This is a genomic window from Geobacillus sp. BMUD, from assembly GCF_013096845.1.
Taxonomy (GTDB): domain Bacteria; phylum Bacillota; class Bacilli; order Bacillales; family Anoxybacillaceae; genus Geobacillus; species Geobacillus vulcani.
Map to the genome: position 1 here is coordinate 28,998 of NZ_SDLA01000009.1, position 26,007 is coordinate 55,004.

24 protein-coding genes are annotated in these 26,007 nt (G+C 55.3%); 2 read left to right on the forward strand and 22 right to left on the reverse strand.

Annotated features, from left to right (window positions below):
• Nucleotides 1-51 precede the first annotated feature (51 nt).
• From ETC05_RS11295 to ETC05_RS11330, 8 genes are all read right to left on the reverse strand, one after another.
• The gene (locus ETC05_RS11295; RefSeq protein WP_171661023.1) at nt 52-1,389 is read right to left on the reverse strand and encodes a dihydrolipoamide acetyltransferase family protein; all 1,338 of its coding nucleotides are present in this window, start codon (nt 1,387-1,389) and stop codon (nt 52-54) included.
• 173 nt (nt 1,390-1,562) lie between these two features.
• A complete protein-coding gene (locus ETC05_RS11300) occupies nt 1,563-2,546 on the reverse strand; it encodes an alpha-ketoacid dehydrogenase subunit beta (RefSeq protein WP_031408404.1) in 984 nt (327 codons plus the stop codon).
• Between the two features lie 17 nt (nt 2,547-2,563).
• Complete coding sequence (locus tag ETC05_RS11305) at nt 2,564-3,559, reverse strand: thiamine pyrophosphate-dependent dehydrogenase E1 component subunit alpha (RefSeq protein WP_171661024.1); 996 nt, start codon at nt 3,557-3,559, stop codon at nt 2,564-2,566.
• Nucleotides 3,560-3,628: 69 nt separating this feature from the next.
• Entirely contained in the window at nt 3,629-5,050 is a 1,422-nt protein-coding gene (lpdA, locus tag ETC05_RS11310; RefSeq protein WP_171661025.1) for a dihydrolipoyl dehydrogenase, read from the reverse strand.
• A gap of 30 nt (nt 5,051-5,080) precedes the next feature.
• Nucleotides 5,081-6,193, reverse strand: a complete 1,113-nt coding sequence (gene buk, locus ETC05_RS11315) for a butyrate kinase (RefSeq protein ID WP_171661026.1) — start codon at nt 6,191-6,193, stop codon at nt 5,081-5,083.
• Between the two features lie 55 nt (nt 6,194-6,248).
• Nucleotides 6,249-7,352 carry a leucine dehydrogenase gene (locus ETC05_RS11320; protein WP_031408396.1) on the reverse strand — a complete coding sequence of 368 codons (1,104 nt, stop codon included), beginning with the start codon at nt 7,350-7,352 and terminating at the stop codon, nt 6,249-6,251.
• Between the two features lie 21 nt (nt 7,353-7,373).
• Nucleotides 7,374-8,273: a phosphate butyryltransferase gene (gene yqiS, locus ETC05_RS11325; protein WP_031408394.1), complete on the reverse strand. Its 900-nt coding sequence runs from the start codon at nt 8,271-8,273 to the stop codon at nt 7,374-7,376.
• 140 nt (nt 8,274-8,413) lie between these two features.
• Nucleotides 8,414-10,477, reverse strand: a complete 2,064-nt coding sequence (locus tag ETC05_RS11330; RefSeq protein WP_171661027.1) for a sigma-54 interaction domain-containing protein — start codon at nt 10,475-10,477, stop codon at nt 8,414-8,416.
• 138 nt (nt 10,478-10,615) lie between these two features.
• On the opposite strand from ETC05_RS11330, the gene ETC05_RS11335 reads away from it, so the two are divergent.
• Complete coding sequence (locus ETC05_RS11335) at nt 10,616-10,864, forward strand: DUF2627 domain-containing protein (protein ID WP_031408390.1); 249 nt, start codon at nt 10,616-10,618, stop codon at nt 10,862-10,864.
• Nucleotides 10,865-10,939: 75 nt separating this feature from the next.
• Here ETC05_RS11335 and ETC05_RS11340 read toward each other — a convergent pair whose 3' ends face one another.
• Complete coding sequence (locus ETC05_RS11340) at nt 10,940-11,668, reverse strand: glycerophosphodiester phosphodiesterase (protein WP_171661028.1); 729 nt, start codon at nt 11,666-11,668, stop codon at nt 10,940-10,942.
• A 107-nt stretch (nt 11,669-11,775) separates the two neighbouring features.
• On the opposite strand from ETC05_RS11340, the gene ETC05_RS11345 reads away from it, so the two are divergent.
• Nucleotides 11,776-11,928 (forward strand): YycC family protein, encoded by a 153-nt coding sequence (locus tag ETC05_RS11345; RefSeq protein ID WP_071880182.1) that lies wholly within the window; start codon nt 11,776-11,778, stop codon nt 11,926-11,928.
• A gap of 191 nt (nt 11,929-12,119) precedes the next feature.
• Here ETC05_RS11345 and spo0A read toward each other — a convergent pair whose 3' ends face one another.
• From spo0A to accC, 13 genes are all read right to left on the reverse strand, one after another.
• The gene (gene spo0A, locus ETC05_RS11350; RefSeq protein ID WP_171661029.1) at nt 12,120-12,941 is read right to left on the reverse strand and encodes a sporulation transcription factor Spo0A; all 822 of its coding nucleotides are present in this window, start codon (nt 12,939-12,941) and stop codon (nt 12,120-12,122) included.
• Nucleotides 12,942-13,334: 393 nt separating this feature from the next.
• Nucleotides 13,335-14,630, reverse strand: a complete 1,296-nt coding sequence (spoIVB, locus tag ETC05_RS11355; RefSeq protein ID WP_171661030.1) for a SpoIVB peptidase — start codon at nt 14,628-14,630, stop codon at nt 13,335-13,337.
• 276 nt (nt 14,631-14,906) lie between these two features.
• Nucleotides 14,907-16,628: a DNA repair protein RecN gene (recN, locus tag ETC05_RS11360; RefSeq protein WP_171661031.1), complete on the reverse strand. Its 1,722-nt coding sequence runs from the start codon at nt 16,626-16,628 to the stop codon at nt 14,907-14,909.
• Nucleotides 16,629-16,755: 127 nt separating this feature from the next.
• Nucleotides 16,756-17,205 carry a transcriptional regulator AhrC/ArgR gene (ahrC, locus tag ETC05_RS11365; protein WP_031408380.1) on the reverse strand — a complete coding sequence of 150 codons (450 nt, stop codon included), beginning with the start codon at nt 17,203-17,205 and terminating at the stop codon, nt 16,756-16,758.
• 54 nt (nt 17,206-17,259) lie between these two features.
• On the reverse strand, nt 17,260-18,108 hold the full coding sequence (locus ETC05_RS11370) for a TlyA family RNA methyltransferase (RefSeq protein WP_171661032.1): 849 nt from the start codon (nt 18,106-18,108) through the stop codon (nt 17,260-17,262).
• Nucleotides 18,109-18,111: 3 nt separating this feature from the next.
• On the reverse strand, nt 18,112-20,004 hold the full coding sequence (gene dxs / locus ETC05_RS11375) for a 1-deoxy-D-xylulose-5-phosphate synthase (protein WP_171661033.1): 1,893 nt from the start codon (nt 20,002-20,004) through the stop codon (nt 18,112-18,114).
• Between the two features lie 246 nt (nt 20,005-20,250).
• Nucleotides 20,251-21,144 (reverse strand): polyprenyl synthetase family protein, encoded by an 894-nt coding sequence (locus tag ETC05_RS11380; protein WP_031408373.1) that lies wholly within the window; start codon nt 21,142-21,144, stop codon nt 20,251-20,253.
• Nucleotides 21,145-21,147: 3 nt separating this feature from the next.
• A complete protein-coding gene (locus ETC05_RS11385; RefSeq protein ID WP_171661034.1) occupies nt 21,148-21,378 on the reverse strand; it encodes an exodeoxyribonuclease VII small subunit in 231 nt (76 codons plus the stop codon).
• Entirely contained in the window at nt 21,375-22,721 is a 1,347-nt protein-coding gene (gene xseA / locus ETC05_RS11390; protein WP_171661035.1) for an exodeoxyribonuclease VII large subunit, read from the reverse strand. The genes ETC05_RS11385 and xseA overlap by 4 nt, the downstream gene beginning before the upstream one ends.
• 12 nt (nt 22,722-22,733) lie before the next feature.
• A complete protein-coding gene (gene folD, locus ETC05_RS11395) occupies nt 22,734-23,588 on the reverse strand; it encodes a bifunctional methylenetetrahydrofolate dehydrogenase/methenyltetrahydrofolate cyclohydrolase FolD (RefSeq protein ID WP_171661036.1) in 855 nt (284 codons plus the stop codon).
• A 59-nt stretch (nt 23,589-23,647) separates the two neighbouring features.
• Nucleotides 23,648-24,040: a transcription antitermination factor NusB gene (nusB, locus tag ETC05_RS11400; protein WP_011231879.1), complete on the reverse strand. Its 393-nt coding sequence runs from the start codon at nt 24,038-24,040 to the stop codon at nt 23,648-23,650.
• Between the two features lie 192 nt (nt 24,041-24,232).
• Nucleotides 24,233-24,634: an Asp23/Gls24 family envelope stress response protein gene (locus ETC05_RS11405; protein ID WP_031408363.1), complete on the reverse strand. Its 402-nt coding sequence runs from the start codon at nt 24,632-24,634 to the stop codon at nt 24,233-24,235.
• Nucleotides 24,635-24,644: 10 nt separating this feature from the next.
• Nucleotides 24,645-26,000 (reverse strand): acetyl-CoA carboxylase biotin carboxylase subunit, encoded by a 1,356-nt coding sequence (gene accC / locus ETC05_RS11410; protein ID WP_031408362.1) that lies wholly within the window; start codon nt 25,998-26,000, stop codon nt 24,645-24,647.
• Nucleotides 26,001-26,007: the final 7 nt, after the last annotated feature.

Here is a 26,007-nt window from a genome sequence, read left to right on the forward strand (position 1 = left end):
CGCGCCATGCAAAAACCCCCACCGCCTAATCGATGGCGATGGGGGGAAACGTTAATAAATCGGCGTGTTGTCTTTGTTCATGTTTTCCAAAATCGCTTTGACGCGGGCGAGGAAGCGGCCGCAAATGAGGCCGTCCAAGACGCGGTGGTCAAGCGACAAGCATAAGTTGACCATGTCGCGGATGGCGATCATGCCGTTTTTGACGACCGGGCGCTTGACGATCGTTTCGACTTGCAAAATGGCCGCTTGCGGGTAGTTGATAATGCCCATCGACTGCACGGAGCCGAACGCGCCGGTGTTGTTGACGGTGAACGTGCCGCCTTGCATGTCCTCCGGACGAAGTTTGCCGGCGCGCGTTTTCGCCGCCAGTTCGGCGATTTCGCGGGCGATGCCTTTGATCGTTTTTTCGTCGGCGTGCTTGATGACCGGAACGAACAAAGCGTCATCGGTCGCGACGGCGATCGAAATGTTGATGTCTTTGCGCTGAATGATTTTATCGCCAGCCCAAACGGAGTTCAGCTGCGGGAATTCTTTCAGCGCTTGGGCGACCGCTTTGACGAAGAAGGCGAAATACGTCAAATTGAAGCCTTCACGCCGCTTGAACTCGTCTTTGATCGCATCGCGGTAGGCGACAAGGTCGGTGACGTCGACTTCGACCATCGTCCACGCGTGCGGCGCTTCGTGTTTGCTGCGGAGCATGTTGGCGGCGATCGCTTTGCGCACCGGGGTGACCGGAATTTCGATGTCGCCCGCTCCCGCTTCGATCGTTGGCGGCGCTGGCTTCGGCGGCGCGGCTTGTGCGGCCGCGGCAGACGGTTGAACGGTTGCGGCGGCCGGAGTCGGCTGTTCCGCTCGCGGCTCGGCTTTTGGCGCCGCTTGTTCCGCCGCCGGTGCCGCTCCCGCTTTCGGAATTTGGCCGGACTCAATCAGCTTCAGCAAATCTTTGCGCGTCACCCGCCCGCCAAGGCCGGTGCCTTCGACTTGTTCGAGGTCAATGCCGTGTTCTTGCGCCAAGCGGAGCACGGCCGGCGAATAGCGGCCGTTGTTGGCCCGGCCGGCCTTTTTCGGCGCCGCTGGCTTCGCGTTGTCTTCCGCTTTCGGCGCTTCCTCCGCCGGCTTCGCTTCCGAGCTTGGCGCGGCGACTTCGCCTTCGACTTCGATCGTGCAAATCGGCGCGCCGACCGGAAGCGTTTCTCCTTCTTTGGCGATCAATTCGCGAATGACGCCGGCAAACGACGACGGAATTTCCGCGCTCACTTTATCGGTGATCACTTCGGCGACCGGATCGTATTTGTTCACTTTGTCGCCCGGGGAAACGAGCCATTTGCTGATGGTGCCTTCGGTGACGCTCTCCCCGAGCTGAGGCATCGTCAATTGTTCGATGGCCACATCGATACCCTCCTATCTCTGTTGCAATGTCTTCTATCTCTGTTGCAATATCTCCGCCGTGACGTCTCCTCGCCGCCTAGGGTTGGCTTCGGGACATTTTAGCGGGATGCACCTTGGCCGACATCCCGCGCTTTCCCGCTGCCGAAGGGCCGGAGACGTCTTTTGTTTATAGGTTAAAATGCCGCCAGTTCACGCATCGCTTTTTCCACTTTTTCCGGGTTGACCATAAAGAACTTTTCCATCGTCGGCGCGTACGGCATCGCCGGAACGTCCGGACCGGCGAGGCGCATAATCGGCGCGTCGAGGTCAAACAGGCAATGTTCCGCAATAATGGCGGCGACTTCGCTCATGACGCTGCCTTCTTTGTTGTCTTCGGTGATGAGCAACACTTTTCCGGTTTTGCTTGCCGCTTCGATGATCGCTTCTTTATCGAGCGGGTAGACGGTGCGCAAATCGAGCAGATGGACGGAAATGCCGTCTTGGGCGACGCGTTCGGCCGCCTGCAAGGCAAAATGGACGCACAGCCCGTACGTGATGACGGTGATGTCCTCGCCTTCACGCTTGACGTCCGCCTTGCCGATCGGCAGCACATAATCATCCTCCGGCACTTCCCCTTTAATGAGGCGGTAGGCGCGTTTATGCTCGAAAAAGAGCACCGGATCTTCGTCGCGAATGGCCGCTTTGAGCAGCCCTTTCACATCGTACGGCGTCGACGGCATGACGATTTTCAGCCCCGGCTGATTGGCAAAAATCGCTTCCACCGACTGCGAGTGGTACAGGGCGCCATGCACTCCGCCGCCGTACGGGGCGCGGATGACAATCGGGCAGTTCCAATCGTTGTTCGAGCGGTAGCGGATGCGCGCCGCTTCAGAAATAATTTGGTTGACCGCCGGCATGATGAAATCGGCAAACTGAATTTCGGCAATCGGACGCAGACCGTACATCGCCGCGCCGATGCCGACGCCGACGATCGCCGACTCCGAGAGCGGTGTGTCGATGACGCGCTCTTCGCCGAACTGCTCGTACAATCCTTGCGTCGCTTTGAACACTCCGCCTTTCCGGCCGACGTCTTCCCCCAGCACAAAGACGCGCGGGTCACGCTCCATCTCTTCGCGAATGGCCATCGTCACGGCATCAATATAGGAAATCACAGGCATCGTCAAGTCCCCCTCCCTTACTCCTCAGCATACACGTAGCGAAGCGCATGCTCCGGCTCGGCATACGGCGCTTTTTCTGCATAGTCGGTGGCATCGTTCACTTCCTTCATGACGCGCTCCTGAATGGCTTCATCTAACGCGTCCGTCAAGACACCGACCTCTTTTAAATAATGGGCAAACGAGATGATCGGGTCTTTGGCGCGCGCTTCGGCGAGCTCTTCTTCCGTCCGGTAGACGCGGTGGTCGTCGTCCGATGAGTGCGACGTCAGGCGGTATGTCACCGCTTCGATGAGCGTCGGCCCTTCGCCGCGGCGGGCGCGGTCGGCCGCTTCCTTGACGACGCGGTACACTTCGAGCGGATCGGTGCCGTCAACCGTATAGCCCGGCATGCCGTAGCCAACGGCGCGGTCCGATACGTTTTCGCACGCCAATTGTTTGGAAATCGGCACGGAAATGGCGTACTTGTTGTTTTCGCACATAAAGATGACTGGAAGTTTATGAACGCCGGCAAAGTTCGCCCCTTCATGGAAATCGCCTTGGTTCGACGATCCTTCGCCGAACGTGACGAAGGCGACAAAATCTTTCTTTTCCATTTTCGCCGCCAAGGCAAAGCCGACGGCGTGCGGCACTTGCGTTGTGACAGGCGAGGAGCCGGTGACGATCCGGTTTTTCTTTTGCCCGAAATGGCCCGGCATTTGCCGGCCGCCGGAGTTCGGGTCTTCCGCTTTGGCAAACGCGGCCAACATCAATTCCGTCGGCGTCATGCCGAACGTCAACACGACGCCCATATCGCGATAGTACGGCAGGACGTAATCTTTCGTCCGGTCAAGAGCGAACGCCGCGCCGACTTGCGCCGCTTCCTGCCCTTGGCACGAGATGACGAACGGAATTTTCCCGGCGCGGTTTAACAGCCACATCCGTTCATCGAGCTTGCGGGCGAGAAGCATCGTTTCATACATTTCCAACACCGTGTCATCGCTTAATCCGAGTGCTTGATGACGGTTTTGCGCCATCGCAACAACCTCCCTTAGATTCACATAGTCAACCAATGATCACGCGCCGCGCGCATACGGCGAAATCGGTTAAAAATGAATAGCTTTGCCATCGACCGCCAGCGCCGCTTCCGCCAAGGCCTCTGACAGCGTCGGGTGCGGATGGATCGCATGGGCCACTTCCCACGGAGCCGCATCGAGCACGCGGGCGAGCCCGGCTTCGGAAATCAAATCGGTCACGTGCGGGCCGACCATATGGACGCCAAGCAGATCGTCCGTGTTCCGGTCGGCGACGAATTTGACAAACCCTTCCGCCTCACCGAACACTAGCGCCTTGCCGATCGCTTTAAACGGAAATTTGCCGACTTTGACGTCATAGCCTTTCGCTTTCGCTTCTTGCTCGGTTAAGCCGACCGCCGCCGCTTCCGGGCGGGTGTAAATGCAGCGCGGCACCATCGTATAGTCAATCGGCGCTGGGTTGCGCCCGGCTAAATGTTCAATGGCGACGATCCCTTCATGGGCGGCGACGTGGGCGAGCTGCAAGCCGCCGATGACATCGCCGATCGCGTAAATGTGCGATTCTTTCGTTTGGCCGAACGCGTTCGTTTGAATATACCCCTTCTCGACGACAATCTCAGTGTTTTCGAGGCCGATCCCCTCAATGTTCGCCTGCCGCCCGACGGAAACAAGCATCTTGTCGGCCGTAAACGTTTTCCGCTCGCCTTGATGCTCCGCTTGGATCGTGACGCCGTTTCTTTTCTCGAGCGTTTCCGGCAGCACTTTCGCTCCGGTGACGATGTTGACGCCGCGGCGGCGGAGCAGTTTTTCCATTTCTTTTGACACATCTTCATCTTCTGTCGGCAAAATGCGGTCGGCATACTCAAGCACAGTGACATCCACGCCGAAATCGTTCAACATCGACGCCCATTCCATGCCGATCACGCCGCCGCCGACAATCAAGATGGACGATGGGAGCGCCTCCATTTGCAGCGCTTCATCGGACGTCATCACGAATTCGCCATCCGGCTCCAGCCCCGGCAGCGTGCGCGGACGCGAACCCGTGGCGATGACGACAAATTTCGGAACGAGCATTTCGTTTTCGCTGCCATCGTTCATTTCGACCGACACCGTCCCTGGCAGCGGGGAAAAGATCGATGGGCCGAGCAGGCGGCCGATGCCGGCATACACATCGATTTTCCCTTTTTTCATCAAATGCTGCACGCCTTTGTGGAGCTGCTCAACAATCGCTGCCTTGCGCGCCTGCACTTTGGCGAAATCCAAGCGCACGCCGTCGGCGATGACGCCAAACGCCTCGCCGTTTTTCGTTTGCGCGTACACTTCCGCACTGCGGAGCAGCGCTTTGGACGGAATGCAGCCAGCGTGCAGGCATGTGCCGCCAAGCTTCCCTTTTTCCACAACGGCCGTTTTCAACCCGAGCTGCGAGGCGCGAATGGCGGCCACATAGCCGCCCGTACCCCCGCCGAGAATGACGACATCGTATTCTTTTGCCATTTTGCCTTCCCCTTTCTGTCCGTTGCCGCATCAACGCCGGGCCGGAACCGGCGAAACGACCTCGCCTGGATAGACTTTTTCCTCTTCTTCGCCGCGCAGAACGCGAAGCGCGCCTTCAGCGAGCGCCTGCAGTTCGTTTTCGCCCGGATGGACGATGACATTGGCGATCCATTGGACGCGGCGGGTGATCTGTTCCACAAACGATTTGCCGTACGCCAATCCGCCGGTCAAAATGATAGCGTCGACTTTGCCGGAAAGCACGGCGCTTGCCGCACCGATTTCTTTCGCCACTTGGTACGCCATCGCCTCATACACAAGCTTGGCCTTTTCATCACCAGCTTCGATCATGTTTTCCACTTTGACGGCATCGTTCGTGCCGAGGTAGCCGACAAGCCCGCCTTGGCCGACGAGCATGCGCATCACTTCCTCACGGTAGTATTCGCCCGAGAAGCATAAAGCGACCAAATCGCCGGCTGGCACCGTCCCGGCGCGCTCCGGGCTGAACGGGCCTTCGCCGTCAAGGCCGTTGTTGACATCCACCACTCTTCCTTGCTTGTGGGCGCCAACCGTAATCCCGCCGCCCATATGAGCGACGATCAAGTTGAGTTCGTCATACCGTTTGCCCAGCTGTTTGGCGACGCGGCGCGCGACCGCTTTTTGGTTTAGCGCGTGAAAAATGCTGCGCCGCTCAATGAGTGGAAACCCGCTGATCCGGGCGATCGGCTCAAGTTCGTCGACGACGACCGGGTCGACGATAAACGCCGGAATGTTGAGCGCTGAGGCGATTTCATGCGCCAAAATGCCGCCGAGGTTGGACGCGTGCTGGCCGGAATATCCGCGCCGCAAATCTTCAAGCATCGTCTCATTGACGCGGTACGTTCCGCCTTCGATCGGGCGGAGGAGCCCGCCGCGGCCGCAGACAGCGCTCAACTTCGATAAATTGATCCCTTCTTCATCCAGCGCTTGCAAAATCGTTTGCTTGCGGAATTCATATTGGTCCGCGATCGTTTTATATCGCCGAAGCACGTCCGCCTCATGGCGGATCGTTTTTTCCAGCAATGGCCGTTCGTTTTCAAAGACGCCGATCTTCGTTGAAGTCGAGCCTGGATTGATCGTTAAAATGCGAAACTTCTGCTCTTGCATCGTTGCTGTCCCTCCATTATCCGTCGCGGGGCGGAAGGCCGCCCCTTTCCCGCCTTCAGCGAGCGCGGCGGCGGCTTAAAATATGATGGCCGTTTTGCAAAAATTGGCTGCGCGCTTTGCGCATCGTTTCAATCCGTTCTTCGGCCATCCGGTCGGCGGCCACATACGTTGGGATGTTGTCGCGCTTGGCGATCGCGAACACTTTTTCGATGTTGTCATAAATTTGCTCGATTTTTTTCATCGCCCGTTCGCGGTTGTAGCCGTACAGCTCATCCGCGACGTTGATGACACCGCCGGCGTTGATCACATAATCCGGTGCATAGACGATGCCCATTTCATGGATCATATCGCCATGGCGCGGCTCTTTCAGCTGGTTGTTCGCCGAGCCGGCGATCACCTTCGCTTTCAGCTGCGGAATCGTTTGGTCGTTGATAATGCCGCCGAGCGCGCATGGGGCGAAAATGTCGCACTCCACACCGTAAATGTCGTTCGGATCGACCGCTTTCGCCCCGAATTCCTCGACTGCGCGCGCCACCGCTTCCTTGTTGATGTCGGTAACGATGAGTTTCGCTCCTTCTTCGTGCAAATGGCGGCATAAATGGTAGGCGACATTGCCGACTCCTTGGACGGCGACGACTTTTCCTTCGAGCGAATCGCTGCCGAACGCTTCTTTCGCCGCCGCTTTCATCCCGCGATAGACACCGTAAGCGGTGGCCGGCGACGGGTTGCCGGATGAGCCGAATTCCGGCGAAATGCCGGTGACATAGTCGGTTTCTTGATAGATGATGTCCATATCGGCAACGGTCGTGCCGACGTCTTCCGCCGTGATGTAGCGGCCGTTCAGCCCTTGAATGAACCGGCCGAACGCGCGGAACATCGCCTCGTTTTTATCTTTGCGCGGGTCGCCGATGATGACCGTCTTGCCCCCGCCTAAATTAAGGCCGGCGGCCGCATTTTTGTACGTCATGCCGCGGGCGAGGCGCAAGGCGTCTTCAAGCGCTTCTTCTTCCGAATTGTACATCCACATGCGCGTCCCGCCGAGCGCCGGGCCGAGCGTCGTGTCATGAATGGCAATGATCGCTTTCAGCCCTGACTCTTTATCTTGGCAAAACAGCACTTGCTCATAATCGTAAGCTTCCATATATTTGAACAATTCCATCTCAGATGGCCTCCTTCTTTGTCATTTCGCTGCTGAACAGATGGCAAGGGCGAGCGAATACAATTTGCTTTCCGCTGAGTCGGCGCGCGATGTCAAGACGATCGGCGCCTTCGCCCCGGCGATGACGGCGCCGACTTTGGCTTTGGCAAAATAGACGAGCGACTTGTACAGCATGTTGCCGGATTCAATGTCCGGCACAAGCAAAATGTCAGCCTGTCCGGCCACTTGGCTTTCAATCCGCTTATGTTTCGCCGCCGCCATCGACACCGCGTTGTCTAACGCAAGCGGTCCGTCAAGCAGGCAATGTTCGATTTGCCCCCGCTTTTGCATCATCGCGAGCGCGGCTGCGTCGACAGTCGCCGGCATAGCGGGATTGACCGTCTCCACCGCCGCCAGCGCCGCGACTTTCGGGCGCTCGATGCCGATGGAACGCGCGATGATGACGGCATTGTTCACAATTTGCACCTTTTGTTCCAAATCCGGAGCGATGTTCATCGCCGCATCGGTGACGATGACAAGCCGGTCAAACGCCGGCACTTCAAACACCGCGACATGGGACAACACCTTTCCGGTGCGCAGCCCGTACTCTTTGTTCAAGACGGCTTTCAGCAGCGTTGCTGTCGGCACATGCCCTTTCATCAACGCATCCGCCTCGTTCAAATGGACGGCGCGCACGGCGAGCTCCGCGGCTTGCCCGGTCGAATTCGCATGAACGACATCGACGTCGGAAAAGCGGGTGCATCCTTTTTCCTTCAACAGCCGTCCGAGCCGCTCCCGATCGCCATAGAGCACAAAGCGTCCGAGACGGTGTTCAAGCGCCATCGCCACCGCTTCGATCACTTCTTCATCTTCCGCCGCCGCCACGGCCACCGTCCGGCCTTGGCCTTGTCTTGCTTCTTCCACTAACGATTCAAGCTTCATCATCTGCACCAACCTTTTCTGCAAATCGTGCGGCATGATCTTTTCATGCAAAAACTGTGCCAACTAAAAATAACTGAAAGCGCTTTAAAATACACTACCTTCACAAATAGGTATGTGCAATATTTTTCATTGTGTGCAAATTATTGCGTGCTATTTTTGTCAAGTCCGTATTTCTCCAGCTTGTAATATAAGTTGCGCACCGAAATGCCAAGCGCCCGGGCAGCCGCCGTTTTATTGCCGTGATGGCGGCGAAGCGCCTGCTCGATCAAGCCCGCTTCGTATTGGCCCATCATTTCCTCAAGCGGCCGAATCTCCTCTTCCGTTTCCACTCGATGCGCCGGCGCCGCCGATGGCGCGGCGAGCGGCGGCAAATGCGTCGCATCGATCATTACCTCATGAAATTTCATAAAAATCATCGCCCGCCCGAGCACGTTTTCGAGCTCGCGGACATTGCCGGGCCAATCGTAGGCGAGCAGTCTCGCCATCGCTTCATCCGTCACCCCTTCGACGTTGCGCCCGTAATCTTGGTTCAGTTTCTGGATCAAATGCCGGCAAAGCGCTGGAATGTCTTCCTTGCGGGCGCGCAGCGGCGGAATATAAATCGGCATCCGATTGAGCCGATAGTATAAGTCTTCGCGAAATGCACCTTCGGCAATCGCTTTTTCAAGATTGACGTTCGTGGCGGCGATGACGCGGACGTTGATCGGGATTGGCTTCGTCCCGCCGACGCGAACGATTTCCCGCTCCTGCAAAACGCGGAGCAGCTTCGCCTGCGTGCTGGCCGACAGCTCGCCGATTTCGTCAAGAAAAATGCTGCCGTTGTTTGCTTCTTCAAACAACCCTCGCTTGCCGCCGCGCCGCGCACCGGAAAACGCTCCTTCCTCATAGCCAAACAGTTCGCTTTCTAATAATGTTTCCGGAATGGCCGCGCAATTCACGCGGATAAACTTGTTATACTTTCGGTCGCTCGCGTTGTGAATGGCGTGAGCAAACAACTCCTTGCCCGTCCCTGATTCCCCGCGCAACAAAATCGTCGCCGGCGTTTTCGCCGCCAGTTTCGCCTGCTCGATCGCCACCTTCATCTCCTCTGATTCACCGACAATATCCGCAAATGAATATTTCGCCTCGAGCGTGCGGATGATTTGCCGCGCTCGATTGAGCTCCGCCGTCAGCCGCTGAATTTCTGACACATCATGAATAACGCCGACGCTTCCTTTCAATACGCCATCAACGATGATCGGCGCGACATTGACGATGACATCCCGATTTTTCGGACCGACTTTCATGCGCGCCCCGCGCACCGGGCGGCGCGTTTTCAATACTTGCATGTGCATGCTTTCCCCTTCCGCGATGTCGGCCGTCGCTGGCTTGCCGATGACGTCTTCCTCCGTCAGGCCGGTGAGCCGGGTATACGCCGGGTTGATCAAAATGCCGTTCCCGTTTTCATCGACGACAGAAATCGCCTCTTCCGACGAGTGGATGATGGCTTCAAGCATCATGCGGACTTCTTTTAAGTCCGTAATTTCTTCCGCCAAAGCAACCAGTTCAGTAATGTCTTTAAACACGGCGAGTGCGCCAAACAGCTTGCCATTGTCATCGATGATCGGGATGCGGGTGGTGATCAATTTTTTTCCATTGGCCAGCTCCACTTCCTGATGAAATTCGGTCTGCCTCGTTTTCAGCACGCGCGGCAAGCCGCTTGACGGCAAAACATCCAAAATATGTCTGCCAATCACCTCGTCTTTGTCCACTCCAAGAAGCTCCGCCGCGCTTTGATTCATATCCGTAATGTAAGCATATTCATCTACGACAATCATGCCGTCATGGGCCGAATGAAAGATGAGCGCGCGCCGGGCCGCTTCACTTTTCAACTCGGCGATAAGGGCTTCTTTTTCCTCAACAAGCTCGGCCATCATCTGCGCGACCGCGCTCGGAACAATATTCGCCCCCTCAGGCGCCCGGTGGCGGATTTCTTCCAGAACATCCGCCCTGCCTGTCGTTTCAATGATCAAATCAAGCGGTTGGGCCATCCATGGACGCCAGTCGCTCGCGGCGGAAATCCCCCATTTTTGCGCCAGCTGCACCCCCGGAGCGTGTTCATCTACATCCACGACCGCCACGACTTCGAATCCTGATGCCCCATGGAGCAGCTTCAACAGCGATGTCCCACGCGAGTCAGCGCCAATGATGATCACTTTCTTCATATTCGTCCACCACGCTTTATCCTATGCCAGTTTTTGCAGACACTTCTATCATACTTGATCGGTTCTTTCCTTGACAAATCGGCAATACACGCTATGATAGTCGATAAGGCCACTCTTTTTGGAAAGGAACGCGACGCCATGGAGCGAATGATTGCGCTGTTGATTTTAGTCATTCCCGGGCTTGGAGCGGCGCTTGGCATCAAGTGGATGCGCGATGCGTTGTTTGGCATCAGCGGGCCGTTGTTTTCTGCCTTATGGCTGCAATTTCTCGCCGGGCTCGCGCTGTTTGCGGTCGGGCTGGCGTTTATCGGGGGATTTTTGCTGCACCGCGACCGGAAGCGAAACAAGGTGCAGGCGCGTTTTCAACGAAAACGAAAAACACCTTGACTCGGAACGTTGATGCCTATTGCATTGGAAAACATCCATTTTAAGGCAAACCAAAAAACGCCTTAACGTCTCTCGTTAAGGCGTTTTCTCTTTCCATTGCTTCGCTTGGCGCGGGTAGTCGGTGAAGACGGCGTCAACGCCATAAGCAAACATCGTTTTCATCACGTTTCGCTTATTCACCGTAAACGGGCGGACCGCCACCCCGCGCCGCCGCGCTTCGGCGGCAAATTCCGCCGTCACCGTCCGATGGTGTGGATGCACCCCGTCGGCGTTCATCGCCCGCACATACGTCCATGGGTCATACAGCGGCTCGATGTACAAGAGTGCCGTCTCGATTTCCGGTGCAAGCTTTCGGCAAAGGCGCATGCTATTATGGTTGAACGATGACAAAATCGTCCGCTTTTCAAGCCCATAGCGGCGCACGAGGGCGATCGTTTTTTGCTCGAGCTTTTCGTAAGCGATCAAGCTGTTTTTCAGCTCGATGTTGACCACCATTCGTGTTGATGACAACCAAGCGAGCACTTCCTCAAGATGCGGAATCGGACAATGGCCATGCTTGCCGTCCCACATGGCCGCCGCGTTCAAACGGCGAAGCTCTCGGTACGTCATGTCTTTCACCCAGCCGTTTCCATTTGTCGTCCGATCGACCGTTTCGTCATGAATGACGACTACTTCGCCATCTTTTGTGAGCTGCACATCGAGTTCAATGCCGTCCGCTCCCGCTTTTTCCGCCTCGATGAACGCCGCCATCGTGTTTTCCGGGTGTGTCCCTGCCGCCCCGCGGTGGGCAAAAATCAATGTCATTTTGTTTTCTTCCCTTCACATTCATTCGCCCTTCAGCCAACAAGCTGGCCGAAGCCGGCGGTGGTCGGTTATACTATTGTAATACTATGAACAAATGAGGTGAGATGATGCAACCGTTAAGAATTTCACTGGAAACAGCGCAAAAGCTGGCCAAAGCGCTCGGCGTGCCGATCGAGCAGATCATGCATATGCCGCCGCACATTCTCATGAACAAACTGCTTGAATTGGAGAAGAAAGAAAAAGAAAACGGCTCTTCTTAATCGCCTTGCCTTTGGAAGGCGAAGCCGCCCATTCCGCCGGTGCCGCTTTTGCCTGCCCCTAGCAGGAGCAAGCCGTTATACGGTTGATCAACTTTGCGCAATATCAACCGCAAAGAACTTGGTCACCCGCAAGAAAAGACGCCCCATCCGCGGGGCGTCTTGCCGATGCAGCACCGTTTTCTCATTGCTACTTACGACGCTTTATGCTCGAGCCGCAACTTATCAGCCACCATGGCGATGAATTCAGAGTTGGTCGGCTTCGCCTTCGAGACGCTCACCGTATAGCCGAACAACGAGGAAATCGATTCGAGGTTGCCGCGGCTCCAAGCGACTTCGATCGCATGGCGAATGGCGCGCTCGACGCGGCTGGCCGTCGTATTGTATTTTTTGGCGATGTCCGGATACAACACTTTCGTAATGGAGCCAAGCAGTTCGATATCGTGATACACCATCGCGATCGCTTCACGCAAATACAAATAGCCTTTAATATGCGCCGGGACGCCGATTTCATGAATGATGCTCGTAATGCTCGCATCCAAGTTTTTCGGCTTGTTATCGCGCGCTTGATAGGCGGAAGCCGCCGGTTTTTTGATGACCGGCGTCGTTTTGCCATGAATTTGCCGAATATGATGGACCAAATTCTCCATGTCGAACGGTTTTAAAATAAAATAGGAAGCGCCAAGTTCCACCGCCTTTTTCGTGACATCCTCCTGGCCGAACGCCGTCAACATAATGACGCTCGGCTGATGCTCATAACCTGCGCGGACTTTCTCAAGCACAGCCAACCCATCCAAGTGCGGCATAATGATGTCCAGAAGCAAAATATCCGGCCGCTTTTCCTCAAGCATATGAAGGCAGTCTTGGCCGTTATACGCCATGCCAACTACCTCCATGTCCGGCTGGCTCGAGATGTATTCGTCAAGCAATGTCACCAATTCGCGGTTATCATCGGCAATGCACACCTTAATGCTCAAAACGATCGTCCTCCCCCACTTGTTCTTGCTATGTAACATTCCGTTAACCTACATTCGACAGCAACAGCAAAAAATCCTTTTATTTTTCAAGAAATAAAAATTATAACAAAAAATGAGCTTATTAGACAATATTCGTTTTGAAAAACGAGGCGTTTGTCGAAAAATCTTTACACATTTCATTTTAACGGATGTTTCACCAAATATCTATGCCAAACCAGCAAAATTTTTGCCGCCTTTTTGAAAAATTTTTACTGGCAACCTCATGCATATGGCAAAATCAATTAAGCCGCTCATAGCATTTCGCATTGGTCTTGAGATGATCAGGAAGAGATGAATGGTGATCAAATAAATAATCGTTCATCCTTTCACCAAATTACAAATATACACAAGAATATCGAATGTTGGCTGCCAGGAAAAAGCGAGCCGACGTGATCAGCTCGCTTTCTTTTGTCTACCGTATAGATCGATGCCTGCCTCTTGCAGCATCCACTCAATGTGGACGCCATAGCCGGATGTCGGATCGTTCACGAAAACGTGCGTCACTGCACCGACGAGTTTTCCGTCCTGGATGATCGGACTGCCGCTCATCCCTTGGACAATCCCCCCCGTTTTCTTTAACAGGCGCGGGTCGGTCACGCGGATCACCAACCCTTTTGTTGCCGGGAATTTTTGTGGAATGGTGCTGACAATTTCCACATCAAATTGTTCGACTTTATCGTTTTCCACGACCGTCAACATTTTTGCCGGTCCTTCTTTCACTTGGCTGGCGAGCGCGACAGGAATCGGCTTGGTGAATGGTCCGGCTGGCAGTGGTTTGATCAGCTTGCCAAAAATGCCAAACGGGCTGTTGGTGGTGATCGTGCCGATCACTTCTTCACCGTCGGAAAAGCGGGCTAATTTTTCACCTGGATTGCCGCTCGTCCCTTTTTCGATCGATGTAACGGTCGAACGCATAATTTGCCCGTTTTGCACGACAATCGGCTTTTTCGTATCCATGTCAGAGATGACATGGCCAAGTGCGCCATAGGTTTTCGATTTAGGGTCATAAAACGTCATCGTCCCAATGCCGGCAGCCGAATCGCGAATGTACAGACCGATGCGGTACACATCGTCATGTTTGTCTCGCAGCGGAACGAGCTTCATCGTCATGGAGTGCTGATCGCGCAGAATTTTTAGATGAAGCGGTTTTCCAGTTTTGCCGGCCTCCTCAATGAAAGGGGAGAGGTCGCTCATGTTTTCGATTTTTTGGCCGTTAATGCCGATAATGATGTCGCCGACTTGAATGCCGGCTGCCTCTCCCGGCGATTTTTTCCCGTTTTCGGTTTCGACAAGGTGGTAACCGACGACAAGAACGCCGACAGTGTTGAGCTTGACACCGATCGATTGCCCGCCGGGAATGACTTTGAGCGTCGGCAGCACATTGACATCCACTTGCTTAATCGGCATTCCGGCAACTTGCAACACCATCGTTTCATGTCCGCGGCGTTTCGCCTTTACAGACAGAGAACCGTTTTTTCGCTCAATGTTGAGCGTTTCGGGAGCGTTTCGGTCATTGACGGCCGCTTGCACGGGAAGGGAAGCGGCAGGAAATTCAACCGCATCGCCTTCAAACAGGACAAGCTGCTTTGGAATTTGCCAATATTCCTTCAGCGGTTTGGAAAAAGCCATGGCCGTCAATACGCCAAGGAGAAGCACTCCTGCGATTTTTCGCGCCGTTTCTTTATTCAATGTCGTCCACTCTCCTCGCTCCCGCCTACACCATACAAAAACGGTTACAGTTTTAATTTTGCCTGAACCGGGGAAAATATAATCGCCACGCCGATAAAAAAGCTGTCCGGAATTGGATGGACTTGCATCCGGACAGCCGCGCGGCTCTTTGCTTATCTCTTTATGAAACACCGTAGCTCCCTTTAAGGAAAGCGGGCGCCAAGGCAGAACAGGCAGGCGGAATCAGCCCGCTTTGAGAGGGATGCGCTTCCCCTCGACAAACAGAGGAAACAGGAATCAATGTTTCATTTTCGCCGCCAGCTCCAACAATTCTTTCGCATGACGCTTCGTCAATTCCGTCATCTCAACACCGGAAATCATCCGCCCGATTTCCTTCACTTTCTCCTCTTCATCGAGTTTTCTCACGACCGTTTTTGTTCGCTCTCCGTCCGTCTCTTTGGCGATCAACAAGTGCGTGTCCGCCATCGCGGCGACTTGCGGCAGATGGGAAATGCAAAGCACTTGCGACTGGCTGGCGATGCGGTAAATTTTTTCCGCCATCGCCTGGGCAACGCGTCCGCTGACGCCGGTGTCGACCTCATCAAAAACAATCGACGTCACTCCTTGATGTTTGGAAAAAATCGTTTTCAACGCCAGCATAATGCGCGACAGCTCACCACCGGAAGCAACTTTGGCAAGCGGCTTCAACGGCTCGCCGACATTCGTCGAAATGTAAAACTCGATGACATCGATGCCGTCTTCCTGAAATTTAACCGGCACGCCGTCGACCAACGGGGCGTCAAGCGATCCCTCGCGCTTGGCAAATACGATGTCAAATTTCGTTTTGTCCATGTATAAGTCTTTCAGTTCTTGATGAATGCGCTCGATCAAGCGCCGGGCATACGTTTGCCGAACAGCGGTGACGTTTTTCGCCTCTGTGAGCAACTCGTCCGTCACCAAAGCGAGCTGCTGCTTAAGTTCATGCACATGCGTTTCGCGATTTTCGATTGTCTCGATTTCCTCGGCGATCGTCTCGGCATAGTGCAAAATATCGGCGATCGTCGCCCCGTATTTCCGTTTGAGCTGTCCGATTTCCGCGAGGCGGCTTTCAATGGCATCGAGCCGCGCTGGGTCGTACTCCATCTCCTCAATTTGATCGCGCAGCTTATACATGACTTCCTCGAGCAAATAGTAGCAGTTCGCCGTCGTTTCATGCGCGTCTTTGAGCGCTGCGTCCATGCCCGCAACGTCATCGAGATGGCGCATCGCCTCCCCGACGGAATCAAGTCCGCGCCCATCGCCGGCCAGCGCCTCATAGCTTTTCTGCAGCGCGGTGTAAATTTTTTGAAAATTGACAATGCGCACTTTTTCTTCCATCAACCGCTCGTCCTCGCCCGGCTCGAGTGCCGCCTGCTCGATTTCGCGCAACTGAAACGTCAGCAAATCAAGCCGATGCGCCATTTGCTGCTCATTTTCACTCAGCTTTTTTAATTTGTTTCCGAGCGCCTCATACCGCTCATAAACGGCGCGGTAGCGGGCAAGCGCCTCTGCCGCCTCTAGGCCGCCGAACTCGTCTAAAAGCGGCAGATGACGGGACGGATCCATCAGTTCTTGATGTTCATGCTGGCCGTGAATATCAACAAGCGTCGTCCCGATGTCGCGCAACACCGCCGTGGTGACGAGCTTGCCGTTAATGCGGCAGACGCTTTTGCCATTGGCTAAAATATCGCGGCGCAACACGATCATGCCGTCGCTGGCGTCGATGCCAACGTCCGCGCATTTTTGCCAACACGGATGGCGGTCATCATCAAGCAAAAACAACCCTTCGATTTCCGCCTTTTCCGCTCCGAAGCGGACAAATTCAGCGGAGCCGCGTCCGCCGATCAACAAATGAATGGCGTCGATGATGATCGATTTGCCGGCTCCCGTTTCGCCGGTTAACACCGTCAGCCCTTTGTCGAACGACAGCGAGAGCGACTCGATAATGGCGAAATTTTTAATCGACAGCTCGGCGAGCATTTCACCACTCCTTGCCTGTCCGATTGATTCTCCTTTTGATTATAGCACATATGTTCGAATTCGCAAGCGAGGACCGTCCCCGTCGTTCCGTCCTTGAACGCAGAACGGAAGCTGGGCCGGTCCTCGACTAGAGCATAGACAACAGCTGGTCGGACACTTTTTTCGCATCTTTTGGCGTCCGGCAAATGATTAGGCACGTATCGTCGCCGCAAATCGTACCGACGATTTCGTTCCAATCCAAGTTGTCGAGCAAGACGCCGACGGCATGGGCGTTGCCCGGCAACGTCCGCAAGACGAGCAAGTTGCCCGTTCCGTCAAGCTTCACAAACACATCAACAAGCGCCCGTTTCAGCTTTTGCAACGGATTGAAGCGTTGGTCGGACGGAAGGCTGTACTTGTAGCGGCCGTTGGCCATGGGCACTTTGACGAGCTGCATCTCTTTAATGTCGCGCGAGACGGTCGCCTGAGTGACGTTAAAGCCAGCTTCTCTCAGCCGATCGACAAGCTCGTCTTGCGTTTCAATGTCATGGTTCATAATGATTTCGCGAATTTTAATATGCCTTTGCCCTTTGCTCACATTGCGCCACCTCCCCGCTTGCAACATGCCACGCTGTGTTTCATCCCGCCGGCGCTATTCGCCGTTCGCTTCTGTCCTCCCGGCGCGCAGGCGGGCATGCGCCTCGCGCACTATATAAGCGATCGGTGTCGGCAATCGGTTTTCTCCTTCACGACTTTCCCCCGAATAAACGGCGTGAAGCAAAAACTCAATGTTGCCGTCACCGCCGGTGATCGGCGAATACGATAAGTGCAAAACATCAAATCCTTCAGCACATGCGAACCGAATGATCGACTCAAGCACGTCTTCATGAACAGCCGGATCGCGCACGATCCCTTTTTTGCCGACCTTTTCCTTGCCGGCTTCAAACTGCGGCTTGACGAGAGCAATCACATCGCCGCCCGGCACAATGACCGTCTTGACGACCGGCAAAATAAGCCGCAGCGAAATAAACGAGACATCGATAACGGCTATTTCCGGCAGCCCTTTCGTAAACTGATCCGGCGTCACGTAGCGGAAGTTCGTTCGCTCCATCACGACGACGCGCTCGTCTTGACGCAGCTTCCAGGCAAGCTGGTTGTAGCCGACATCGACAGCATACGACAGCTTCGCCCCGTGCTGCAAGGCACAGTCGGTGAAACCGCCGGTCGACGCGCCGATGTCAAGAACAATTTTATTTTCCAGGCGAATGTGAAACTCCCGCAACGCTTTTTCCAGTTTCAATCCACCGCGGCTGACGTACGGAAGCGGGTTGCCTTTCACCTCAAGCGAAATGTCAATCGGCACTTTTTCCCCGGGCTTATCGAGTCGAACGTCGTTGGAATAGACAAGCCCGGCCATGATCGCCCGCTTCGCCTTTTCCCGCGTTTCCGCCAGCCCGCGTTCAACAAGCAGCACATCGAGCCGTTCTTTTTTCCCTTTCATGTCTCAAGCCCTTTTCTGTTTTCTTGGCACCATCATTTTGATGCGGTCGATGACATGGGTCGGCGTCAGCCCGATTTCATTGAGCAGCTCGCTGACGCTTCCATGTTCGATAAAGCGGTCCGGGATGCCCATCCGTTCGATGACCGCTCCGTGATAACCATGGTCGTGAGCAAACTCCAGCACAGCACTGCCAAAGCCGCCTTGCAGCACCGCCTCTTCGATCGTTAGGATCGGCAGGCGGTTCTCAAGCAGTTCGTGAAGCATTGCTTCATCCATCGGCTTCAAAAAACGAGCGTTGACGACTTTCACCGATACGCCATCTTTCGCCAGCTCGTCAGCCGCCTTAAGCGCCATTGAAATCGTCGTGCCAAACGTCAAAATCGCCGCATCGCGACCGTCGCGCAACACTTCCCATGTGCCGATGGGAATTTCTTTCAGCTCCTCATCAAGCGGCACGCCAAGCCCGTTGCCGCGCGGAAAACGCATGGCGATTGGCCCGTCGTCATAGCGAAGGGCGGTGTACACCATGTGCTGTCCTTCGTTTTCGTCTTTTGGCATCATCAACACCAAGTTCGGCACATGACGCAAAAAGGCGATGTCAAACACCCCTTGGTGCGTTTCGCCGTCCGCCCCGACCAACCCAGCGCGGTCAATGGCGAAAAAGACATTTAAGTTTTGTCGGCATACATCATGAACGACTTGGTCATAGGCTCGTTGCAAAAACGTCGAATAAATGGCCAAAAACGGTTTCATCCCTTGCGTCGCCAATCCAGCCGCGAGCGTTGTCGCGTGCTGCTCGGCGATGCCAACATCAAACATCCGATCTGGGAACTCGCTGGCGAACCCTTCCAACTTCGAGCCGACCGGCATCGCCGGCGTAATCGCGACAATGCGCGGATCGGTGCGGGCGAGCCGGCGCACCGTTTCGCTGACCAACGCGCTCCATGACGGACCGGCCTCTTTCGTTTTGACAAAAGCGCCCGTTTCGATTTTGTACGGCCCGGTCCCATGCCACGTGCCGACTCTGTCGTTTTCCGCCGGACTGTATCCTTTCCCTTTTTTCGTGATGACATGCACAAGAACCGGACCTTTCATCTTCTTCGCGTAGCGCAAGTTTTCAAGCAAATCCTCAAAATCGTGGCCGTCGACCGGACCTAAATACGTAAACCCAAGCTCTTCAAAAAAGACGCCGGAAACAAGCAAATATTTCAAGCTGTCTTTTAGCCGCTCGGCGGTCGCCGCCAGCTTGCCGCCAACCGCCGGGATGCGCTTGAGCAGCATCTCCAGTTCGTCTTTCACCCATTGGTATTTGCCGGCGGTGCGCAGCCGGCCGAGGATGTTGTGCAACGCACCGACGTTCGGGGCAATCGACATTTCATTGTCGTTCAAGATGACAATCATATCCGTTTTTTCATGCCCGATATGGTTGAGCGCCTCCAGCGCCATGCCGCCGGTGAGCGCCCCGTCGCCGATGATCGGCACGATGTATTCATCCGTCCCTTTCAAATCACGGGCGATCGCCATTCCCATCGCTGCAGACAGCGACGTTGAGCTATGGCCCGTTTCCCACACGTCATGCTCGCTTTCGCTCCGTTTCGGGAACCCGGACAGCCCCTTGTATTGGCGGAGCGTGTCGAATTGGGCGGCGCGGCCGGTCAAAATTTTATGCACGTATGACTGATGTCCGACATCCCAAATGAGCTTGTCTTTTGGGCTGTCAAACTCGCGGTGGAGAGCGATCGTCAGCTCGACGACCCCTAAATTCGGACCGATATGCCCGCCGGTTTTCGACAGCTTCTCAATTAAAAACCGCCGGATCTCGGCGCTTAACTGCTTCAGCTCAAGGATGGACATGTTTTTGACAACGCGTGGATGGTCAATTTTCGTCAAGTCCAACGAAGATCACTCGCTTTCATTTCGTCGTTTTCCGAGCCGGTTCTCCTCCATCACAGGTAGTATTATTATACATGATCCGGCGCGAAAAATCGACTTTCCCCGCCAACGCAGCCCGTCACCACTAGAATGCGGTTCGTGATGGATAGAAAACTTGTGGCGGCCGCCCGGCGGAAAACAATCAAAAAAACAGGGCCGCCTCCGCCCCGAAGGAAAGCGAACAACGGGAACAAGAGGCCGCCGCCCCCATCAATGGTCGCGGACCGCGACAAGCTCGCAAATGTAGGCAAGGGCAGCACCATCCACCCCAGCCTGCCGCAAATAGCGCTTCGCAGCATCAATATGAAACGTCAGCTTCTCTCTGGCGCCATCAAGCGAGAGCAGCGCCGGATACGTTGCTTTCTTGTTATCGTGGTCGCTGCCGACTCGCTTGCCGATTTTCTCTTCGGTCCCTTCAATGTCCAAAATATCGTCGCGAATTTGAAAGGCGAGACCTAAATGAGCAGCAAACTCATCGAGCTCGCGCATCTGCCGGTCGTCGGCGCCGCCGAGCAGGGCGCCGGCGTGCACGCTGTATTGCAGCATTTTTCCCGTCTTATGGCGGTGGATGTATTCCAGTTCCGCCAGCGCCAGCGTTTTTCCTTCCGCCTCCATATCAGCCGCCTGTCCAGCAACCATGCCTTCCGGTCCGGCCGCTTTCGCCAGCTGTTCGATAAGCTGCAGCCGGACGGAAGGCGGCACGCGATCATCATCGATTTCGGCGATCAGCTGAAAGGCATACGTCAACAAAGCGTCGCCGGCCAAAATGGCCATCGCCTCACCGAACACTTTATGGTTCGTCGGTTTGCCGCGCCGCAGATCATCGTTGTCCATGCTTGGCAAATCATCGTGAATGAGCGAGTACGTATGGATCATTTCAATGGCGCAAGCGACCGGCAGGCCGATCGCCGGGTCTTTGCCAAGCGCTTGGACCGTCGCCAGCAACAAAAGCGGGCGAATGCGTTTGCCGCCGGCCTCCAGCGAGTAGGACATCGCCTTTTTCAGCGTCTCCGGTCCACGAAGCCGCGCCATATAGTAAGAAAGCGCCGCCTCGACTGCCCGTTTTTGTTCGTTGAGAAACTGTTCAACCGAAAGCTGCGCCACCTGTCACTCCTCCTCCGGCGAAAAAGGGACAAGCTCGCCGTCTTCACGGAGCATGTACTCCAACTGTTTCTCCACATGCTGCAATTTATCATGGCAAAGCTTGGATAGTTTTATGCCTTCTTGGAAGAAGGCGATCGCCTCCTCAAGCGGCACGTTCCCTTCCTCGAGCTTTTCGACAATTTTCTCCAGTTTTTTCATCGCCTCTTCAAACGTCATCTCTTTTTCTTCACTCATACCGTACTCTCCTCCACTCCCGTCACTTGGCAACGAACTCGTCCATCTTGAACTTGGACGGAAAGATGTTCACCGACCCGAAGCTGCCCGATTCGTTTCACAAGCTCGCCGTGCTCGTTATATACGAGGCTGTAGCCGCGCTCCATGACGCGAAGCGGACTGAGCGCTTCAAGACGCGCAACGTTGGCGCAAAAGCGGAACCGATGGCGCTCCAACACGGTGCGCGCCGCTTTTTCCAGCGCGTTGGCGGCCGCCTTTTGCCGTTCTTTCATCCGCTCGAACTCTGCGGCCGGATGATGCCGCCATAGTCTCATATCAAGCTCATGCAACCGCTGGCGCTGTTGATCTACAAGCCGCTCACGGCTGCGGCCAAGCCGCTCAAGCAGCGCATCAAGCTGCTGCTCTTTTTGTTCGTAAAGCCGTTCCGGATAACGAAAGGCATACGATGCCTGCAGACGGCGGAGCTTCTCCTGCTCGGCGGCAAGCCGCTCTTTCATGGCGCGGATAAGCCGCCATTTCCGCTCGGCGAGCCGCTCAGCGAGCTCCCCAACATGCGGCGCCGCCATCTCGGCTGCTGCCGTCGGCGTCGGCGCCCGCAAATCGGCGACAAAATCGGCAATCGTAAAATCCGTTTCATGGCCGACAGCGGAAATAATCGGAATTTTTGAGGCAAAGATGGCGCGGGCGACGATTTCTTCATTGAACGCCCAAAGTTCTTCGATCGAGCCGCCGCCTCGGCCGACAATCAGCACATCCACCTCTCCGAACGCATTCGCCCGCTCGATGGCACGCACGATCGACAGCGCCGCCCCATCCCCTTGAACGAGCGCTGGAAACAAAATGACTTTGGCAAGCGGATAGCGGCGGCGAATCGTCGTCATAATATCGCGCACCGCCGCTCCAGTCGGTGATGTGACAACGCCGATGCAACGAGGAAAGGCCGGAAGCGGCTTTTTATGGACTGGGGAAAACAGCCCTTCCGCTTCGAGCCGTTGCTTCAGCTGTTCGTAGGCTAAATAGAGGCTTCCGACGCCTTCCGGCTGCATTTCTTTGACATAAAGCTGATAGTTGCCGTTCGGTTCATAGACGGAAATTTCCCCGCGCGCCAGCACGTTCATCCCGTCTTCAGGACGAAACGGCAAATGTTGGTTGTAGCCGGCAAACATGACGGCGGCAATGCGCCCTTGGCTGTCTTTCAACGTAAAATACATATGACCGCGCGAATGCTGCTTAAAGTTCGAAATTTCGCCCTTCACCCATAGATCGCGCAAATGCGGATCGACATCGAACTTGCGTTTGATGTACTTCGTCAACGCCCCGACCGTCACATATTTGACTTCCACTGATCCTTGTCCTCACTTTGCAGCCAGCTGCCGGGCCGCTTCCATCGTGTTGTGCAAGAGCATCGTAATCGTCATCGGCCCGACTCCGCCCGGCACCGGCGTAATATAGCCAGCCACTTCTTTCACCGCATCAAAATCGACATCGCCGCACAATTTGCCATTCTCAAGCCGGTTGACGCCGACGTCGATGACGACCGCCCCGGGTTTGATGTGTTCCGGGCCAATGAGGCGCGCCTTGCCGACAGCGACGATCAAAATGTCCGCCTGCCGAGTGATGGCGGCCAAATCCGGCGTTTTCGAGTGAGTGTAGGTGACGGTGGCATGTTCGCGCAAAAACAGCTGGCCAACTGGTTTGCCGACGATGTTGCTTCGGCCGACGACGACAACGTGCTTGCCGGCGATGTCAATGCCGGCCGATTGCACCATCACTAAAATGCCATGCGGAGTGCACGGGAGAAACGCCCGTTGGCCGATCATCATTTTTCCGACATTGATCGGGTGAAACCCATCGACATCTTTTTCAGGTGCGATCGTTTCAATAACCGACCATTCACAAATGTGATCCGGCAGCGGCAGCTGCACTAAAATGCCGTGCACCGCTGGATCGACGTTTAACTCTCGGATTTTGGCCAGCAGCGTTTCTTCGTCGACCGCCGCCGGAAACGTGTAAAGGAACGAGCGAATGCCGACCTCGGCGCACGCTTTTTGTTTTCCTTTTACATACGAATGCGACGCCGGGTCGTCGCCGACTAGAATGACGGCCAGCCCCGGCTCAACGCCGTCCGCTTTCAACTGTGCGGCTTCATCCGCCAATGCGGCGCGAATCGTTCTCGCCATCTCCGTTCCGCTAATGATTTGTGCTGTCATCGTGTTTCGTTCCCCTCTCCTCGTTCATCGTTCGATATCCGCCCGCGATGCAGCCGGTTTTATTTTTGCAGCGCCGCCTTCACTTTCGAAAGCACGCCGTTGACAAAACTTCCGGATTTCCAATCGCCGAATTTTTTCGCCAGCTCGACCGCCTCATCGAGGCTGACGCTTACCGGCACATCATCGGCGTATTTCATCTCGTACGTCGCCATGCGCAAAATGGCGCGGTCAACGTTGGCGACGCGTTCCAGCGTCCATTTTTCCAAATTGGCGCGCAACAGCTCGTCAATCTCCTCCTGATGCTCGACGACGCCAAAGACGAGCTGGCGCAAAAACGGGTCGATGTCGCCGCCGCCCGTGACATTGTGGAGCGCCTCATCTGGAGGAATGCGTCCGACATCGATTTGAAACAGCGCCTGCAGCGCCTTTTCCCGTGCTTCATGCCGCTTCATGGCGGTCCCCCTTTCCAAAAAAACGAACATTCACAATGAAATCATATCATATTTTTCGGAAAAAGCCAGCCTTTTCCCACCAATCATTCGCGCTGCCGTTGGCTGCGCCACAACGGCCTCGTTCATTACAATAACAAACTTTGGCCAAAAAAACAAAAAGGCAGCCGCCGAAAAAGCAGCTGCCTTGCGAGATCACTGTTCGACCACACCTTGTTCCTGCTTGCCGCCCTCAAACTGGACGCCGACGATATGAACGTTCACTTCGCTCGCCTCGAGGCCGGTCATGTTCCAAAGCGCCTGGCGCACATTTTCCTGCACCTTTTTCGCCACGTTCGGAATCGATGCGCCAAACTGGACGAGGCAATAAAGATCGATGACGACGCCGTCGTCGCGCAAATCAACCTTGACGCCTTTTCCATGGTGTTTCTTTCCAAACCGCTCGGCGACGCCGGCGGCAAAATTGCCGCGCATTTGCGCGATGCCGTCGACCTCTGATGCGGCAATGCCTGCGATCACCTCGATCACTTCCGGTGCAATTTCCACCTTGCCGAGCGCCGGATACGCTTGTTCTGTCTCAAAGACATGCTCAGACATAAGGCACCTCCTATTCTGCCTTCATAATATCATATAACTCCAAAAACTTCGTATTAAACTCGCCGCTTTGGAACTTTTCATGTTCCATTAATTTTATGTGAAACGGAATCGTCGTATGAATGCCTTCGATGACAAACTCCGAAAGCGCTCGTTTCATGCGGGCGATCGCTTCCTCGCGCGTCGGCGCGTGAACGATCAGTTTGGCGATCATTGAATCGTAATACGGCGGAATCGTATAGCCTGGATAGGCGGCCGAATCGACGCGCACGCCCGGCCCCCCAGGCGGCAAGTACATGGCGATTTTCCCCGGCGACGGCATAAAGTTTTTCGCCGGATTTTCCGCATTGATGCGGCATTCGATCGCCCAACCGTTAAACGTAACGTCGTCTTGGGTGATCGACAGCTTTTCGCCAGCGGCGATGCGGATTTGCTCCTTGACCAAATCGACGCCGGTGATCAGTTCGGTGACCGGATGCTCGACTTGAATGCGCGTATTCATCTCCATGAAGTAAAATTGCTTGTTCCGGTGGTCATAAATAAATTCAACCGTGCCGGCGCCGGTGTAGTTGACCGCTTTTGCCGCCTTGACGGCCGCCTCGCCCATCTTCCGACGCATCTCGTCATCAAGCGCCGGTGACGGCGCCTCTTCAACGAGTTTTTGCAGCCGGCGTTGGATCGAGCAGTCGCGCTCGCCGAGATGGATCGTATTGCCGTACGAATCGGCAAGCACTTGAATTTCAACATGGCGGAAATCTTCGATATATTTTTCAATATAGACGCCCGGGTTGCCGAACGCCGTCGCCGCTTCCTGCTGGGTGATGTTGATGCCTTTGACGAGCTCGTCTTCATTGCGGGCGACACGGATCCCTTTCCCGCCGCCTCCGGCCGTCGCTTTGATGATGACCGGATAGCCGATCTCTTGGGCAATCGCCCGCGCCTCGTCAAGGCTTTCGATAACCCCGCGCGACCCGGGCACAATCGGCACCCCCGCCTCGCGCATCGTCTCACGGGCGATGTCTTTAATGCCCATTTTTGCAATCGCTTCCGGACTTGGGCCGATGAATGTGACATTACACTCGCGGCACAGCTCGGCAAACGCTTCGTTTTCCGCTAAAAACCCATATCCCGGATGAATGGCGTCGCAACCGGTCAATGTGGCGACGCTCATAATGCTGGTAAAGTTTAAGTAACTGTCTTTGGAAGCAGTCGGCCCGATGCAGTACGCCTCATCAGCCAACTGCACGTGCAAGGCATCGCGGTCGGCTTGCGAAAAGACAGCGACCGTCTCAATGCCGAGCTCGCGGCAGGCGCGGATGATGCGGACGGCGATTTCTCCGCGGTTCGCCACCAACACTTTTTTGATCATCGTCCGT

Excerpts from the sequence above, each read along its gene's own strand:
- recN (WP_171661031.1), bottom strand. The coding sequence starts at position 16,628 with ATGCTCGCCGAGCTGTCGATTAAAAATTTCGCCATTATCGAGTCGCTC.
- ETC05_RS11335 (WP_031408390.1), top strand. The coding sequence starts at position 10,616 with ATGGAGCGAATGATTGCGCTGTTGATTTTAGTCATTCCCGGGCTTGGA.
- ETC05_RS11385 (WP_171661034.1), bottom strand. The coding sequence starts at position 21,378 with ATGAGTGAAGAAAAAGAGATGACGTTTGAAGAGGCGATGAAAAAACTG.
- ETC05_RS11340 (WP_171661028.1), bottom strand. The coding sequence starts at position 11,668 with ATGACATTGATTTTTGCCCACCGCGGGGCGGCAGGGACACACCCGGAA.
- yqiS (WP_031408394.1), bottom strand. The coding sequence starts at position 8,273 with ATGAAGCTTGAATCGTTAGTGGAAGAAGCAAGACAAGGCCAAGGCCGG.
- ETC05_RS11345 (WP_071880182.1), top strand. The coding sequence starts at position 11,776 with ATGCAACCGTTAAGAATTTCACTGGAAACAGCGCAAAAGCTGGCCAAA.
- spo0A (WP_171661029.1), bottom strand. The coding sequence starts at position 12,941 with ATGTTACATAGCAAGAACAAGTGGGGGAGGACGATCGTTTTGAGCATT.
- ETC05_RS11305 (WP_171661024.1), bottom strand. The coding sequence starts at position 3,559 with ATGGCGCAAAACCGTCATCAAGCACTCGGATTAAGCGATGACACGGTG.
- accC (WP_031408362.1), bottom strand. The coding sequence starts at position 26,000 with ATGATCAAAAAAGTGTTGGTGGCGAACCGCGGAGAAATCGCCGTCCGC.
- ETC05_RS11320 (WP_031408396.1), bottom strand. The coding sequence starts at position 7,352 with ATGGAATTGTTCAAATATATGGAAGCTTACGATTATGAGCAAGTGCTG.
- nusB (WP_011231879.1), bottom strand. The coding sequence starts at position 24,040 with ATGAAGCGGCATGAAGCACGGGAAAAGGCGCTGCAGGCGCTGTTTCAA.
- ETC05_RS11405 (WP_031408363.1), bottom strand. The coding sequence starts at position 24,634 with ATGTCTGAGCATGTCTTTGAGACAGAACAAGCGTATCCGGCGCTCGGC.
- buk (WP_171661026.1), bottom strand. The coding sequence starts at position 6,193 with ATGCAAGAGCAGAAGTTTCGCATTTTAACGATCAATCCAGGCTCGACT.
- ETC05_RS11300 (WP_031408404.1), bottom strand. The coding sequence starts at position 2,546 with ATGCCTGTGATTTCCTATATTGATGCCGTGACGATGGCCATTCGCGAA.
- folD (WP_171661036.1), bottom strand. The coding sequence starts at position 23,588 with ATGACAGCACAAATCATTAGCGGAACGGAGATGGCGAGAACGATTCGC.
- ETC05_RS11370 (WP_171661032.1), bottom strand. The coding sequence starts at position 18,108 with ATGAAAGGGAAAAAAGAACGGCTCGATGTGCTGCTTGTTGAACGCGGG.
- lpdA (WP_171661025.1), bottom strand. The coding sequence starts at position 5,050 with ATGGCAAAAGAATACGATGTCGTCATTCTCGGCGGGGGTACGGGCGGC.
- ETC05_RS11330 (WP_171661027.1), bottom strand. The coding sequence starts at position 10,477 with ATGAAGAAAGTGATCATCATTGGCGCTGACTCGCGTGGGACATCGCTG.